This window comes from Methylobacterium sp. 275MFSha3.1 (genome assembly GCF_900108435.1).
In the GTDB taxonomy this organism is placed as follows: Bacteria; Pseudomonadota; Alphaproteobacteria; order Rhizobiales; family Beijerinckiaceae; genus Methylobacterium.
Genome location: NZ_FNWP01000002.1, coordinates 82629 through 97732, shown reverse-complemented (window position 1 = coordinate 97732; position 15104 = coordinate 82629). Strand labels below are relative to the sequence as shown.

9 protein-coding genes, 1 tRNA gene and 1 pseudogene are annotated in these 15104 nt (G+C 69.0%); 8 read left to right on the top strand and 3 right to left on the bottom strand.

Annotated features, from left to right (window positions below; genetic code table 11):
• Positions 1–539: 539 nt before the first annotated feature.
• From BLW78_RS00455 to BLW78_RS31665, 8 genes and pseudogenes are all read left to right on the top strand, one after another.
• Positions 540–1304 carry a hydrolase gene (locus BLW78_RS00455; RefSeq protein WP_091675623.1) on the top strand — a complete coding sequence of 255 codons (765 nt, stop codon included), beginning with the start codon at positions 540–542 and terminating at the stop codon, positions 1302–1304.
• Entirely contained in the window at positions 1301–2620 is a 1320-nt protein-coding gene (locus BLW78_RS00450) for a rhodanese-like domain-containing protein (RefSeq protein ID WP_091675620.1), read from the top strand. Before BLW78_RS00455 ends, BLW78_RS00450 begins: the two co-directional genes overlap by 4 nt.
• Before the next feature lie 269 nt (positions 2621–2889).
• Positions 2890–4908 (top strand): glycosyltransferase, encoded by a 2019-nt coding sequence (locus tag BLW78_RS00445; protein WP_091675618.1) that lies wholly within the window; start codon positions 2890–2892, stop codon positions 4906–4908.
• Position 4909: 1 nt separating this feature from the next.
• Positions 4910–6574, top strand: a complete 1665-nt coding sequence (locus BLW78_RS00440) for a Wzz/FepE/Etk N-terminal domain-containing protein (protein ID WP_091675615.1) — start codon at positions 4910–4912, stop codon at positions 6572–6574.
• Positions 6575–6645: 71 nt separating this feature from the next.
• Entirely contained in the window at positions 6646–7758 is a 1113-nt protein-coding gene (locus tag BLW78_RS00435; protein ID WP_091675613.1) for a glycosyltransferase, read from the top strand.
• Positions 7759–8310: 552 nt separating this feature from the next.
• Positions 8311–10941 carry an FAD-dependent oxidoreductase gene (locus tag BLW78_RS00430; protein WP_091675611.1) on the top strand — a complete coding sequence of 877 codons (2631 nt, stop codon included), beginning with the start codon at positions 8311–8313 and terminating at the stop codon, positions 10939–10941.
• 130 nt (positions 10942–11071) lie between these two features.
• Positions 11072–12016, top strand: a complete 945-nt coding sequence (locus BLW78_RS00425; RefSeq protein WP_091675608.1) for a glycoside hydrolase family 16 protein — start codon at positions 11072–11074, stop codon at positions 12014–12016.
• A 223-nt stretch (positions 12017–12239) separates the two neighbouring features.
• Positions 12240–12359: pseudogene (locus BLW78_RS31665) on the top strand (IS481 family transposase); the annotation flags it as partial.
• Positions 12360–12541: 182 nt separating this feature from the next.
• Here the strand turns inward: BLW78_RS31665 and BLW78_RS00415 are convergent.
• The 3 genes from BLW78_RS00415 to tsaE all read right to left on the bottom strand — a co-directional run bounded on the left by BLW78_RS00415 (position 12542) and on the right by tsaE (position 15077).
• Positions 12542–12618: transfer RNA gene (locus BLW78_RS00415), tRNA-Arg, on the bottom strand.
• Between the two features lie 124 nt (positions 12619–12742).
• The gene (locus BLW78_RS00410; protein WP_091675603.1) at positions 12743–13495 is read right to left on the bottom strand and encodes a nucleotidyltransferase family protein; all 753 of its coding nucleotides are present in this window, start codon (positions 13493–13495) and stop codon (positions 12743–12745) included.
• 19 nt (positions 13496–13514) lie between these two features.
• Complete coding sequence (gene tsaE, locus BLW78_RS00405; protein ID WP_244526688.1) at positions 13515–15077, bottom strand: tRNA (adenosine(37)-N6)-threonylcarbamoyltransferase complex ATPase subunit type 1 TsaE; 1563 nt, start codon at positions 15075–15077, stop codon at positions 13515–13517.
• Positions 15078–15104: the final 27 nt, after the last annotated feature.

Sequence of the window (15104 nt, the reverse complement as noted above, 5' to 3'; positions counted from 1 at the left end):
TTCACGTTGGCTCGGAGACAAAAATCAACACTCCGTGATCGGGAATCGATCGATGATCGTCACCTTCCGGCCCGACTCGGAGCTCTGGGGACGTGTTGAGTCCCGCATGATGCGCGAGATCGAGGTGACATCCAGGCACGTCGAGCCTGTCGATCGATCCGTCGCGGCCGACGGCGCCGCCCCGCCCTCCCCAGCGCGGGCAGCCGTACCTCATGCTCCCCGGACCTACACCGAACGGCGGTCTTGTTGGGCGCCCCCGAGCTCCGTTAAGGCCCCTTTTTCCGGACATTCCCCCTCGGTCGGGCCGATCAACCCGCCTTTTCGGGGGAGAGCAACCGCCTCGTCAATGCTTATGGCCGTGGCAGCACGCCTTCATTGATGTCGGACGGCACAGATTGTTGCTATACTCGTTGGCGTATGGACATCGCCCGCAGTGTGGTGCCGGCACGGCACCGTGATTGCAGAAGGGATCCGCTGGACGCGACCCGGCGGGCAGGCATCAGGTTCGATCGCAATCGATCGGGAGAGATCTAACCATCATGCACCTACCCGAGACGGCAGCCCGTATCGTATCCTGCGACGTCTTCGACACGCTGCTCCTGCGCGATCACCGGTCCGAGCGCTTCCGCTTCCACGAGATCGCGGCCGTCGCGTCGCAGCTGCTCGCGGCGGAGCACGGCGTGGCGCGCCGTCCGGGCGCGATCTACGCCGCGCGCCTGGAGGTGCAGCGAGCGGCCTACCGGGCGCTCGACTTAGCCAATCCCTCGGGCGACGTGCGCTTCGCCGACATGCTCGCGGCCATGACGCGCGTCCTCGGACTCGATGATCGGGCCGCGGATATCCTGTATCGGGCCGAGATCACGGTCGAACGCGCCCAGTTGCGCGCGAACACCCGGCTGATGACGTGGCTGAGGGGCCGGGCGCAGGCCGGGGGCAGGATCATCGCGGTGAGCGATACGTACCACCGCGGCGAGACCATCGCGCAGCTGCTGAACGCGCTGGCTCCCGACCATCCCATCGCGCGCATCTACACCAGTGCCGATCACGACGCGACCAAGCGGACACGGGCGCTCTTCGATGTCGTTCTCCGGAGCGAGAAAGTGCCCCCGGCCGAGATCCTCCACCTCGGCGATGACACGCTGGCGGACGTGACGATGGCCGCCGCCGCGGGCCTGAGGACGGCACAACTGCTCCGGCCGCGCCACGTGGTGCTGCGTCGCCGCCTCGATGCCGTCCGCGCTCGCGTGATGCACCGGCACTGGATTGGTGCCACCCGCAGCGGGGCCAGGAGGATCGGGCCGTGAGCGCGACCGACGCCGCACGCGGCCCCGCGGGCGACGACGCGGGCGACGACGCGGTCGCGTTCGGCCAGCGCGTGCTGGGCCCAATCCTCGCCGAGTTCTGCCTGCGCCTCTGGCTCGCGGAACGCTTCCTCGCGCCGGACAGGACCGTCCTCCTGTTCTGCGCCCGGGGTGGCCTGCGCCTGCAACTCGTCTACGAGCGCTTCCTCCAGCGAACCGGCCTGCCACAGAACCTCCCGCGCGCGGCCCTGATGGTCTCGCGCCTCGTGGCCGCCCGCACCGCCTTCGATCCGCCGAGCCCCGGCATGCTCTCCGAACTCGGTCGGGAGTTCAGCGGCCGGTCGATGGCGGAGATCGCGGCGGCGCTGGCGCAACGCGACGATCTGGCCCTTCCGGCGTCCTGGGATGAGCCCTTCGAGGAGGGGGCTTTCACCGCGCTGCTGTCCGGCAACCAGCCCGGCGTGGCCCGCCTTCACGCCGCGGTCGCCCAACAGGATGCCCGTTTCCGCGCGCATCTCGAGGCCTGCGCCGGCCCGGCGCGCCACTGCGTGCTGGTCGATACCGGGCTCTACGGCAGCACGGTCCGCATGCTTCAGGAGGGCCTGCCGGAGCGGACGTGGTCAGGGCTCCAGCTCGCCCGCTGCAACTACAAGCGCCTCGCCACACCGCATTTCCGCCGCACGTTCGGCCTGAGTGTCGAGAGCGACTGGTACAAGCCCTGGGACGCGCGCACGTCGGTGCTGCGCTTCTGGCACCTGATCGAGGCCTGCCTGGAACCGGACCTGCCGAGCGTCCGCACCTTCGCCCAGGCCGTCCCGGGATCGCCGCCGCGGGCCAATCTTCAGGACGACGGCTGGGAGGCGCGGATCGCATCGACGCGGCCGGACCTCTTCACCGGCGTTCTGGCCCACATCGACGATTTTCGCTCCGAGAGCGTCGCGGCGATCCCGGACGACGCGGCGCGGGCGTGGGCGGCCCTGAAGAAGGCAATCATCTGGCCGGATGACCGGACCGTCTCGACCTTGAGTCTCGGCGGCAGATCCCGCGATTTCGGACGCGTCGAGCTGAGCGCGCAGTACGCCACACCGCGGCCGGCCCGACCCGCGCAGCAGATCCGCGACAGTCTCTGGCGCGAGGGCGCGCTTCTCCGCTTCTTCCCGCGGGCCGGCCGGTTCCTGCTTCCCGTGATCGAGGCCGTCTACGCCGGTCGCGCCCTTCGAAGGGAGGCCACGTCCCGTCTCGTCCGCCGCCGCGAGCCCGCGCCCGAGGCGCGCGCGGAGCCGCCCCTGTGGCGCCGGCAGGCCTCTGGCGCGAACTGAGGTCTCTGCGTGTCGTCGAATGCAGCGTTCGGGCCTCGGCTACTGAACTTGGATTTTCCTGTCGAGAATCAGAATGCTGCCTATAAAATAATTAGCGTCCCGGATTTTTGCCTCTATTACGTACGCGAATTCTGCGCACGCGCGGGGTCATGCGCGATCCCGGTTCCTGGGATCGCGGGTCCGACCGCGCCGCTCACGCGAAAGGTGGAACACTCTTGTTCTCGTATTCGATCCGCGAATCGGGGCTCCGACAGGAGTAGAGCGACAGCATGACGGCAGTCGGATCGTTCGGAATCAACGGTCGATTCCTCACCCAGCCGATGACCGGGGTTCAGCGCTACGCGATGAACGTCACCCGGGCGCTGAGCGCGGCCCTGACCGCTCGTGGCGAGAGCGCCCCCTTGCTGTCCGTGCCGGATGCGGAGGATCCCCGTCTCGCAGGCACGCCGCTCCGCACCGTCGGACCGGCGGGTGGGCATGTCTGGGAGCAATTCGTCCTGCCGCGCGCCTGGCCCGGCCGATTGCTCAACCTCTGCAACACCGCCCCCGCGCTGAAGGCCGATCAGGTCGTCTGCATCCACGACGCGAACGTGTTCAACGCGCCGGAGAGCTACAGCGCGTCGTTCCGGACCTTCTACAGGACGCTCCAGCCGCTTCTGGCGCGCCGTGCCGCGCGGATCGCCACCGTCTCGAGCTTTTCGGCTGGACAGATCGCCAACCATCTCTCGGTGAGAGCCTCCGACATCGTCGTCCTCCCGAACGGGCATGAGCACGTGCACGCCTGGGATCCGCGACAGGCCGTCCGGGCGCCGGCGGCCCTGGACCGGGACGCCGACGGCCTGGAGCGCCCCTTCGTGCTGGCCCTCGGGTCCCGCGCCCGCCACAAGAACCTCGATCTGCTGCTCAAACTGGCGCCCGCCTTGGGCGAGCTCGGGCTCGACCTCGTGGTGGCGGGCGGCCAGGCGACCATCTACGCCGCCGAGGACCTGCGGCGCGGCGAGAATGTCCGCCACCTCGGCTTCGTCACCGACCACGACCTCGCCTACCTGATGGAGCGCGCCCTGTGCCTGGCCTTCCCCTCCCTCACGGAGGGGTTCGGGCTTCCGGCGCTGGAGGCGATGGCACGCGGCTGCCCCGTCGTCTCGACCGACCGCGCGAGTTTGCCGGAGATCTGCGGGTCCGCGGCCCTGCTCGCTCCGCCGGACCGGCCGGAACGCTGGCTCGACCAGATCCGCGCCCTGGCCGCGAGCCCGGACCTGCGATCGGACCTGATCGGCCGCGGTCGCGATCAGGCCGCCCTCTTCTCGTGGGAGGCTTCGGCGCAGGGCTACCTCGATCTCATGCGGGCGCCGAAGGTGCGGCAGGCCGCGCGCCCTGCCGCGCGATCCGCGGCACAGCCAACCCCGCCCAGCATCGCCGTCGCCATCGCGACGCTGGGCCGTCCCGAGGTGGTGACCGGCACGCTGCGGCGGATCCTGGATCGGCAGACCCTGAAGCCCGCCGCCATCCTGATCTCCTGCGTCACCCCGGACGATGCCGGCGAGGCGGCCGCGTGGCCCGGCGTGACGGTGGTCACGGGGCGTCCCGGCCTCGCCACTCAGAGAAATGCCGCCCTCGCCGCGCTGCCCGAGGCGATCGATATCGTGGTCTTCTTCGACGATGACTTCGTCCCCGAGGCCGGCTGGCTCGCGGCAGCCGCGCAGCGCTTCGAAGACGAGCCGGACATCGTCGGCCTGACGGGCGACGTCGTCGCGGACGGCATCAAGGGGCCCGGACTGCGCTTCACCGAGGTCGACCGGATGCTCGCCGCGCTGGCTCCGGTCGAGCCGGCGGCGCCCATCGAGGCCTTCAGCCCGTACGGCTGCAACATGGCGTTCCGTCGCTCGGCCATCGGCACGCTGCGCTTCGACGAGCGGCTCGTCCTGTACGGCTGGCTCGAGGACCGCGATTTCGGCGCGGCCCTGGCGGCCCGAGGCGGCCGGCTCGTCAAATGCATGGAGGCCCGCGGCGTCCATATGGGCGTGAAAGGCGGCCGCATCTCCGGCGATCGGCTCGGCTATTCGCAGATTGTCAACCCGCTATACATGCTGCGCAAGGGCACGATGACCCTGTCTCAAGTCTTCGGCCAGATTACCCGCAACGTTCTCAGCAACGTGACGCGCTTCGCGGCCCCCGAGCCGTTCATCGACCGGCGCGGCCGGCTGCGCGGCAATCTGCGCGGCGCCGCGGACGTGCTCCTGGGACGGCTGGAGCCCGAGCGGGCCCTGAAGATCCGACGGAAAGTGTGAGATGAACATCCACAACACCAACCGGATCCCGCCGGACCAGTCCCAATCGGTCTCCCATTCTCCGGAGACGACCTCCATCGGCGTGCAGGACGGCCCGCTGGCCGTCATCTCGGCGGCCCTCAAGGCGGCCCGCCGGCACAAACTGGCGGTGGCCGTATGGGTGGTCTTCTGCATCGGCTGCGCGGCGCTCTACACGGTGACCGCGACCCCCTTCTACACGGCGACCGCGGTGCTGCTGCTCGAGCCGCGGCGCCCGGTGGGCTCGGGCTCCTCCGATGGCGCCCTGATGCCGAGCCTCGATGTGGGCCGGGCCGAGAGTGAGCTCCAGGTCCTCCGCTCGGAACGGCTGCTGGCGAACGTGTTCAACAGTCTCCAGCTGGCGAACAATCCGGAATTCGGTCCTCCGGAAGCCGAGAGCCCGAAGGAGCCGGGCCCGGGCGCGTCCGAATTGTCGGGGCTGCGGACCGCCCCGCCGTCGACGGCAGCCATCCTGCAGCAGAGGAAGTTCGAGAACTTCGCCGAGCGATTTACCGTCAGGCGGGTCGGACAGTCGTACGTTGTCGAGGTCTCGTACACGTCCAGAGACCCGAACCTGGCGCGGCGCGTCGCGAACGCGGCCGTCTCGGCCTATCTCCTGCAATCCATCGCTGCCAAGGCCGATGCGGCCAAGAACGGTGCCGAGTTCCTCCAGGGTCGCGTCAATGCCCTCGCCTCCCAGGCGCGGTCCGCCGCGGCGGCCGTCACCGAGGGCACGCTGCCGGACGCGCCGACGCCCGATGCCGACGCGCGGGTGATCGGCGCGGCGCTGCAGCCCCTCAAACCCTCGGCCCCGCGGAAGACCCTGATCCTCGGCCTCGGCGCGATGATCGGCCTCGTCGGCGGCTTCCTGGCCGTGGCGCTGCTGCAGGCCTTCGACCGCCGGATCCGGACGCCGCAGGATCTCGTCCAGAGGGCCGGCATCCCCTGCCTCGCCGTGATGCCCGAGGTCCTGCGCAAGACGGCCGAGGGGCGCCGCGAGACCGTGGATCTGCGCAACGTCAACGCGCCGTGGTTCCTCAACGTCAGATTCTCCACGGGCGTCCGCGACCTTCGGACGTCGATCCAGCTGGCCCTCTCCGCGCGCGGCCACGATTCCGACTGTGTCATCGCCCTGGTCGGCTGCACCCCGCGCACCGGCACGACCCTGATCGGCCTGAGCTTGGCGCGCCTGCTGCAGGAAGGTGGCCGGACCGCCCGGCTGATCGACACGAATATCCACGGCGCCGGAACCTTCTTCCTGACCCCGGACTCCAAGGCCGGGGTCGGCGCGAGTCTCGCCGACCTGATCATCAATCCGAGCCATCTGGCCCTCGCCAAGTTCGTGGATTTCGGGGGCGTCTCGGTCCTGCCGTCGCGGTCGCCGTACACGGCGGTCGGCACCGGCATCTCCCTCAGCTCCTCGGTCTTCCAGAGCGTCATCGACCAGATGCGCCGGGGGGGCTACGTCATCCTCGACCTGCCGCCGCTCTCCGTCTCGGCCGAGTCCCGGGTCGCGGCCCGTCGAGCGGATGTCGTGGTGATCGTCGCCGAGGCCGGGCGGACGACCGTCGACGAGCTGTCGGACGCGGTGAACGGCCTGATCGGTGCCGGCGCGAACGTGATCGGCGCCGTCCTCAATCGCGCGTGAGTCGGACTCCGGCATCGTCGACGGGCCCGCGCCCGGATCGCCGGAGCTTCGAACGGAAGGAGTTGGTTGGGATGGCGGCCGGAGATCGTGAGAAGGTCCAGATCCTCTATCTACAGCCGGGGTCTTCCGTCTTCGCCGGCATCGAGCGAGTGGTCGACACGATCGGCGGGGAACTCGCGCAGAAGTGCGGCACCGAGTTCGCCGTCGACGTGCTGCGAGTCACGCAGCACGCGAACTACCCGGCGGAACCGCGGCCTTACAGAAGCGTCTTCCGGCCGGTCACATCGCGCCTGCACCTCCTGCGGATCTTCAGGGATGTCAGCAAAGGAGGCCGCTACGATCTGGTCATCGTCCCGCAGATCGAGCCGACCGTCATCTTCTGGCTCGCCCGGTTGGGCATCCCGCAGCGGATCACGATGCACCTGCACGGCAACCCGCGGCGCGAATCCGCCAGCCTGAAATCGAAGGTCAAGTTCTTCCTCCTGAAGCATTACATCCTCCCGCGGATCGCTTCCGTTTTCGGCACGTCGCCGCGGCAGCTCCGGGCGTTCGAGGCCGATTTCAACTGCAGACGGCCAATGTACTGGGTTCCCAACCCGGTCAGGCACTTCGATGCGTCGGACGCCGACATCCGGCCCGACCCCGCCGTCATCACCTTCGTGAATGTCGGACGCTACGCCTTCCAGAAGGGTCAGGACCTTCTGGTGCGCGCGTTCGCGCGATTGTACGAGCGGCGCAGGAACGTGCGGCTCAACTTGGTCGGCCACGGATCCGACAAAGCGGCGCTGGCGGACCAGATTCAGGCGCTCGGCCTGTCCGAGGTCGTCCGGCTCGTCCACTACCCGGACAACCCGCAACGGGCGCTCTTCGCGAGTGATGTCTTCGTCGCGACGTCTCGATGGGAGGGCTGGTCGCTGGCGATCTGCGAAGCCCTCCGGTGCGGACTGCCCGTCATATCCACCGACTGCGAATTCGGCCCCAGCGACATCCTGGTCGACCGACGTCTCGGGCGCCTGATCCCACCCGACGACGAGGAGGCGCTCATAGAATCCATGGAGTATTACTGTGACAATATAATCCTGGAGAGATCGTTTTCGGAATTCAGGAAGCATCACATCGACCAGTACAGTGCCGAGAGGATCGTGCACATTCACGCCGACGCGATCCGGCAATCGGCATGCTGAACCTCGGCCAGCCCCCGGTCGCGCAGCGGCCCGGCCCATCCTCCACCTCGACCCTAGAGCGCTCTCCGCCGAAGTGGATACCGGTTCGGCGTAAGAGAGCGCGTCAAGACAAAGGTCTAGAGCCGTGCCCGATTGCAACGCGATCGGGCACGGCTCTAAGTCGTCGCGCGCGCCGCGGAAGCAGCATCGACGCGGCGGCCCGCCGAGCGCGTCAGGGTTCGCAGCCGCGATGCGCCGGCCGGCCGGTACGGGGCGATAGGCGCGCGCCGCACGGGAGAGCCGCACCACCGGCCGACAACGTCCGGACCGCGCCGCGGAGCGTCATGGATCGCCGTCCTCACGACCGCGCGCAACCGTCGCGCCCGCTCGTCGACGGATCTATCGCTGGTCCATATCCGCGTCGTGCCCGAAGAATCACTGACGATCCGGCGTCATGGCAAGTGGACACTGAGCATATTCATGCCTCCTCAATGCGTCGATCGTCCACGTCCGCGCTTCAGCAATAAGTGCGCGACGGTAGTCTCGATGGAATGAGCCCGGGAGCCGCCCACCGTGATCCAACTGCGTGCCGCACGTGAAATCGAGGGTCTTCTGGATGCGGCTTGCGATGTCTGCATTGTCGGGACAGGCCCGGCCGGGAGCACCTTGGCGCGCGAGCTGTCCGGCGGCGGCCTGAGGGTCGTGCTGCTGGAGAGCGGCGGCCTCGACCGGATGGAGAGCGCGGACGCGCTGGACGCCATCGTGAATGTCGGCCGGCCGCGCGCGACCCAGTGGGCCGTCCGGAACCGGATCGTGGGTGGTAGCTCGCACACGTGGGGCGGCCGGTGCGCCCCTTTCGACACGATCGACTTCGAGCAGCGTGCCTGGGTCCCGGAGAGTGGGTGGCCGTTCCAGCGCGACGCACTCGATCCTTATCTCGAGCGGACGGCCAAGTATCTCGGGCTCGCCTACGGCAACCATTTCAGCGACGCGCGCTTCTGGGACCTGTTCGGTTCGCAGCCGGCCTGGTCCGAGCCGGATCCTCGGATGCTCCTGCCCTTCTTCTGGCAGTTCAGCCGCGACGACGCGGAATCCTATCCGTTCGAGTACACGCGCTTCGGGCGGAAACTGGACGAGAAGTTGGGCCCGAACGTCACGTTGATCAGCGGCGCGACCGTCGTCGCGATCGACGTGAACGGGACGGGCGACAGGGTACAGGGCGTCCAAGTCGCGGCGCCCGACGGCGCGATCGTCAAGCTGCTGGCCCGCCATGTCGTCCTGTGTGCCGGCGGGATCGAGAATGCGCGGCTCCTCCTCGCCTCCGATCATCAGGTCCCGGGCGGCCTCGGCAACAGGTTCGACCGCGTGGGTCGCTACCTGATGGATCACCTGCGCGGGCCGGTCGCGCATTTCGACCCTCACCGATCGCGCGCGCTGCAGCGGCGGTTCGGCCGCTACACCATCGAGGATCGGCTGTTCCGAGGCGGGCTCCGCCTGAGCCCGGACGTCCAGCGAAGCCGTCAGCTCCTGAACAGCGCGGTCTGGCTCGGGGAGACGCTCGCCCCCGACGACCCGGGCGACGCGATCCGGAGGATTCTGGTCGGCAAGCCGCGGGCGAAGGACATCCTGACGCTGACGTCGAACCTGCCGCTGCTCCTGCGCGGCTGCCGGGACCATTTCATCGCGCGCAACGGCTTTCCGCGGAAGCTGTCCGAGCTGAGCCTCGAATGCATGGTCGAGCAGCGGCCGGATCCCGAGAGCCGGGTCATGCTCTCCGATCAGCGGGATCACCTGGGCAGCCGGCTGCCCCTGATCGACTGGCGCAGTCACGAAGATGAAGGCCGCACGATGCGCGAGACGGCGCGGCTCGTCGTCTCCGAGTTCGCCCGCCTGGGCCTGCCCGTGCCCGAGCTGGCAGACTGGGTGCGCGAAGAGGCGCCGATCCCGCTCAGCTTCGTCGATGTCGCCCACCCGACCGGCACCACCCGCATGTCCGACGATGCCACCAGGGGCGTCGTCGATGCGCGCGGCCAGGTTCACGGGATCGACGGCCTGTTCGTCACGGGAAGTTCGGTGTTCCCGACAGGAGGCCACTGCAATCCCACGCAGATGATCGTCGCTCTGGCGATCCGCCTCGCCGACCTGCTGAAGGTCCGGGAGCAGCGCGACACCGTGGTCTCCGACCTCCGAACGTCTCCGCCCGTCCCGGGCGATCTCCGCGTCCTCGTGACGGGGGCGACGGGGCGGATCGGCCGCATCCTGGTGGAGGACCTGCAGGAACGCGGCTACGCGGTCAGGGCCGTCACGTCCCAGCCCCTGACCGAGGCGCAGCCGCGCACGGGTCGGGTCGAGTGGCGGACCTTCGACTTCACGGCGGATCAGGATTACGCCGGCCTCGTCCACGGCTGCGCGGCCGTCATGCATCTCGCCGCCGAGCTCGGGAAGCAGGATCGGATGCAGGCCATCAATGTCGAGGCGACGCGGCGACTGGCCGAAGCCGCCGAGCGGGACGGCGTCCGGGCCTTCTGCTACATGAGCACCGTCTCCGTGTATGGCAGCGGCCGCGCGCGCACCATGACGGAGACGGCGCCGGTTCTCACCAGCAGCGTCGACGTCAAATCCGAATACTGGGCCCTGGACTACGTTCGCGCCTACGGTCGAACGAAGCTCGCCGGCGAAGAGGCCATCAGGCGGATCGCCTCGACCCTTCCCTACGTGATCCTGCGCCCGACGGTGGTCGTCGATCTCCATAATCTCATCGGCTTGCGCGACTGGAGCCTCTCGAAGCGCCTCTTCGCAGCGCATCGGCCCTCCCATCACGTCTACGTCCGGGACGTCACGGACGCGGCGATCTGGACGATGACGCGGTCCCTGACCGGGGCTTGGCCGGCGGGCGAGGTCCAGGTCTTCAATCTCTCCGATCACGAGGCGCGCGATGCGCGGATCGGCGACTTCATGCGGCGGGCGTTCGCGATAAGCCGCGATCCCCGCTTCCGGGTCATCCCGATGCCGGCCCTCGTCGACTGGCTCCACGATTTCCTGCGCAACCGGACGCTGCCCTTGCGCAATCCTCTCTGGAGGATGCGGTTCCCCAACGATCGTCTGCGGCAGGCCGGGTATCGACACCGCTACGGAATGGCCAGGGCCCGCGCCATGGCGCTGGACATCCTGCGAGCGGAAACACGGGAGCGAAACCGGTCCTGAAAGCCGTCAGCCTCACCACAGCGGCGCGCCGCCGGGCACCGGCACGTCCCAGATCATGGCGTCGCCGCGAAAGGGAGGTTCGTGCCGCGAAGTTCTCTCACTTGCCACGCCGGAACTCGGAGCCTGAGCCATGACGAAACCTCGCTGGGTACGCCGCGATCTGCTGAAATCGTGCTTCCGGGATCTACCGATCTGCGCGGCCGCATCCCTGCTGCCGACCAGCGGCTCGAGCGCGGCGATCGACGCCTCCGTGGATCCGACGCAGGGCCGCACGCTCGTCTTCGATGAGCCCTTCGCGGAGATCAACGGACGGATCTGGAATGGCGGACCGAAGGCCACGACAGGGCCGTCCGGTTTCTACGGCCGTTCCGCCTTCGCTCCCCTTGCCGGGGCGGAAGGCTTCAAACCCTACGAGATCGTCGCGGATGCGGAGGCCACGGGCGGCACGGCCCTCCAGATTTCCGCGAAATACATCGGACGCAAGATGAGCGTCGTGAATTACTATGGAAACAACACATCCGACTATCAGTGGATTTCCGGAAATTTGCAGACCGGCAGCCGCAGCGGTGTCGTATCGGTCGGCTGGCGCCAAGGCTATCTCGAAGCGCGGATGAGATTTCCGCGGCATCCGCTCACGTGGCCGGCGTTCTGGCTTCTCAACCGGGATGGCATCACCAATGCCAAACGGAGCATAGAGGTCGATATCGTCGAGCATAAGGGTTTCGAGCCGAAGCTCTACGGCGCGTACCTGCACGAATGGGGGCAGCCCGGCGAGCACAACGAAGGCACCGGCGTTCCCACGCCCGTCGACATGACCGAACAGTACTGCCGGTACGGCGTGCTGATCCAGGACGGTCAATGCATTCCTTATTTCGATCGCAAGCCAATCATCAATCCTAAGACGAACCAGCTCAATATTTGGACACTCACCCGCGCGTCGGAGATGGAACAAGCCGGCGACGTCTTCTGGCCGCTCCTCACATTGGCGTTGCGGACGGATGTCCCGGCCCCTCAACTGACCGAGGCGCAGAAGCTCACCCATATGCGCGTCGATTACTTTCGCGTGTACGCGTAGCCTCGGACGCCGCGCCGATGAATCCGTGAGGGCGGCGAGGCTCGCGCCCGCGACCTGTTCTCATCGCGGACGGCACACCAAGCGCGTCGCTCCGAATCTGACCTGACCGGCTGGCTTTGGACCGGGCTGATTGAGAGGATCAGCCAGGACCGAAGGCGTCGGACATGCGGCGCGGTCAGAAGACGAGCGGGGAGCAGGTCGTGCTGAAGCTGCGCCTGATCGAACGCTGGCCGAGCGCTACGGCATCAACCTGAAAGCCGTGGCGAAGTGGAAGACGCGCACGTCCGTCCTCGATCAGCGTACTGGACCGAAGGAGCGGCATTCGACCGTGCTGTCGGTCGAGCTACGAGGCTATCAGCAAAGCCTGGGCCGCAGAATCAGAGCACTTCAGGCTCGACCCGCTCCACCAAAAGCCGGGACCAAACACGCTCTCGTCGCGAGTTCAGAGACTTCGTGGGTTGGTCGTCCGATAGTCGTCAGCGGGAAGGGGCATTGCCCCGGCATCCGCTAAGCACGTGGTTTGAATGGCGCGCCCGAAAGGATTCGAACCTCTGACCCCCAGATTCGTAGTCTGGTGCTCTATCCAGCTGAGCTACGGGCGCCTGACACGGCGGCGGGCTCTCGGCCCGCCGGTGTGAAGGGGCTTCTAGAGGCTCAGATCCGGCTTGGCAAGACACTTCGGACAAGGACTTCGCGCTCCGCGCATCGTGCCCCGGATCCGGCTCTCTACGGGGCCCGGGCGCTCGCGCGGACGCGCTCCTCCGCGGCCCGGATCGCCTCCGGCGTACCGACATGCAGCCACTGGCCGTCGAGCCGCATCCCGAACAGCCGCCCCGCCGCGATCGCCCGGTCGAACAGCAGGTTGAGCGAGAACGCGCCCTCCGGCGTGTCGGCGAAGAGGCCCGGCGTGAGGATCGCCACCCCCGCGTAGATGAACGGCGCCACCGCGCGCTCGCCGCGGCGCTCTAGGCGGCCGTCCGGATCCATCACGAAATCCCCGGCGCCCTCGTAGCCGAGGCTGGTGGCGGTCGGTGCTACCAGCAGCAGGCCGTCCATGCGGTCCCCGTCCCAGGTCTCGATCAGCCGGCGCAGGTTGGAGGCCGGCCCCTCGAGCCAGAACGAATCCGAGTTCAGCACCACGAACGGCGCGTCGCCCAGGAGCGGCAGCGCCTTGCGGATGCCGCCGCCCGTCTCCAGCAGCGCCGCGCGCTCGTCGGAGACGGTCGTGGCCGGTCCCGGGGCCGCCCCCTCGGCCCGGCGCACGAGGTGCCCCTCGATCAGGTCGGCGAGGTAGTGGACGTTGACGATTGCGCTCCCGATCCCGGCCTCGGCGACCCGGTCGAGGGCGTGGTCGAGCAGGGCCTTGCCGGACACCTCCACCAGGGGTTTCGGCACGGTGGCGGTCACCGGCCGCATGCGCTTGCCCAGGCCCGCGGCCAGGACGAAGGCGCGGCTGACGGCGGGGCTGGGATCGCTCATGCGGTCGGGAATCCGGTGGTCAGGGGTCGGGCGCCGGGGCGACGAGGCCCGGCAGATGGTCCGCGTGCCAGGCCCGCAGACCGGCGAGCGCCGGATGGGCGAGGTTGCGGGCGAGGTAGCCCTCGATCCGCGGCAGGTGGGCGAGGTAGCCGGGCTTGCCGTCGCGCCGGTCGAGGCGCGCGAAGATGCCGAGGATCTTGGTGGCCCGCTGGGCCGCCAGCAGCGCGTAGGCGGTGGCGAAGGCGCCGACGTCGAAGGTCGGGTCCCGGCCGCGGCGCTCGCGGGCATAGAGGCCGAGGAGCCGCAGCTCGAACTCCGCGCTGGAATCGACCCGGGCATCCTGCAGCAGCGAGGCGACGTCGTAGGCCGGGTGGCCCATGACGGCGTCCTGGAAATCGATCAGACCGACCCGCTCCAGCCCGTCGCGCTCGGGCAGCCAGATCAGGTTCGGGGAATGGTAGTCGCGCAGGGTCCAGGTCGGCCGGTCCGGGATCGCGCCCTGGAGCGCCCCCCGCCACAGGTCGACGAAGGCCGCCCGCGCCTCCGCCGACAGGCTGACGTTCCGGATCGCCGGGGCGTACCATTCGGGCATCAGCTCCGCCTCGAACAGCAGCGCCTCCATGTCGTAGGGCGGCAGCCTGTGCTCGATCCCCTCCGCCACGGGCAGGACCGGGGGCAGCGGGTTGGCGTGGAGCTTGGCCAGCACGCGCACGGCCTCGGCGTAGCGCTCGGGCCGCGGGGCGCCCCCCTCGATCACCGGCTCGCTGCCGAGATCCTCCAGGATGAGCAGGCCCTCGGTCAGGTCCTCGCCGTAGATCTTCGGGGCCGAGAAGCCGAGTGCCCGCAGGCCGCGGTCGAGGGCCACGAAGGCGTGGACGCTCTCGGCGAGGTGCACGATCGCGCTGTAGGGCTTGCCGTCCCGCACCGGCGGCCCGTCGGGTCGCGGCGGCGCGATCATCAGCACGGCGCTGGTGCCGTCGGGCTTGGTCAGGCGCTCGTAGGCGCGGGAGGAGGCGTCCCCCTGCATCAAGGTCCGCTCGGCGATGTCCCAGCCGCTGCGGTCGAGGAGGCGGCGCACCGCGCGGGCCCGGTCGAGGCGGGCGCGCATGCCGCCGGTGCCGTCGATCCGCGCGAGCCGCGCCTCGGGGCCGAACTCCGCCCGCAGGGACAGGTCCACGGTCAGCACCGGGCCGGCGCGGGGCGGCATCCGGTCGGGCCACTCCACCAGGGTGATCGCGCCCTCGGCCATCTCGTCGAAGCCGAGTTCCACCAACTCGTCGGAGTCGCGCAGCCGGTACAGGTCGGCGTGGACGATCGGCCGGCCGTCGCGGGCCGCGTAGGGCTGGATCAGCGTGAAGGTCGGGCTCGGCACCTCCAGGCGCGGGTCGCCGGCGAGTTCGCGGATGACCGCGCGGGCGAGCGTGGTCTTGCCACCACCCAGGCCGCCGGACAGAGCCACGACGTCCCCGGGCATCAGGAACTCGGAGAGGAACAGGCCGAGATCCTCGGTGGCCGTCTCCTCCGGCAGCACGAATTCCCAGGGCGCCGGATGCGCGGATGCCCCCGCAGCCCCTTCGGCCATCTGCCCGTCCCGCTCGTCTCCGCCCAA

Bases quoted from the DNA above. Each gene is read 5' to 3' on its own strand.
- BLW78_RS00435 (WP_091675613.1), top strand. From the start codon at position 6,646: ATGGCGGCCGGAGATCGTGAGAAGGTCCAGATCCTCTATCTACAGCCG.
- BLW78_RS00455 (WP_091675623.1), top strand. From the start codon at position 540: ATGCACCTACCCGAGACGGCAGCCCGTATCGTATCCTGCGACGTCTTC.
- tsaE (WP_244526688.1), bottom strand. From the start codon at position 15,077: ATGGCCGAAGGGGCTGCGGGGGCATCCGCGCATCCGGCGCCCTGGGAA.
- BLW78_RS00440 (WP_091675615.1), top strand. From the start codon at position 4,910: ATGAACATCCACAACACCAACCGGATCCCGCCGGACCAGTCCCAATCG.
- BLW78_RS00410 (WP_091675603.1), bottom strand. From the start codon at position 13,495: ATGAGCGATCCCAGCCCCGCCGTCAGCCGCGCCTTCGTCCTGGCCGCG.
- BLW78_RS00425 (WP_091675608.1), top strand. From the start codon at position 11,072: ATGACGAAACCTCGCTGGGTACGCCGCGATCTGCTGAAATCGTGCTTC.
- BLW78_RS00445 (WP_091675618.1), top strand. From the start codon at position 2,890: ATGACGGCAGTCGGATCGTTCGGAATCAACGGTCGATTCCTCACCCAG.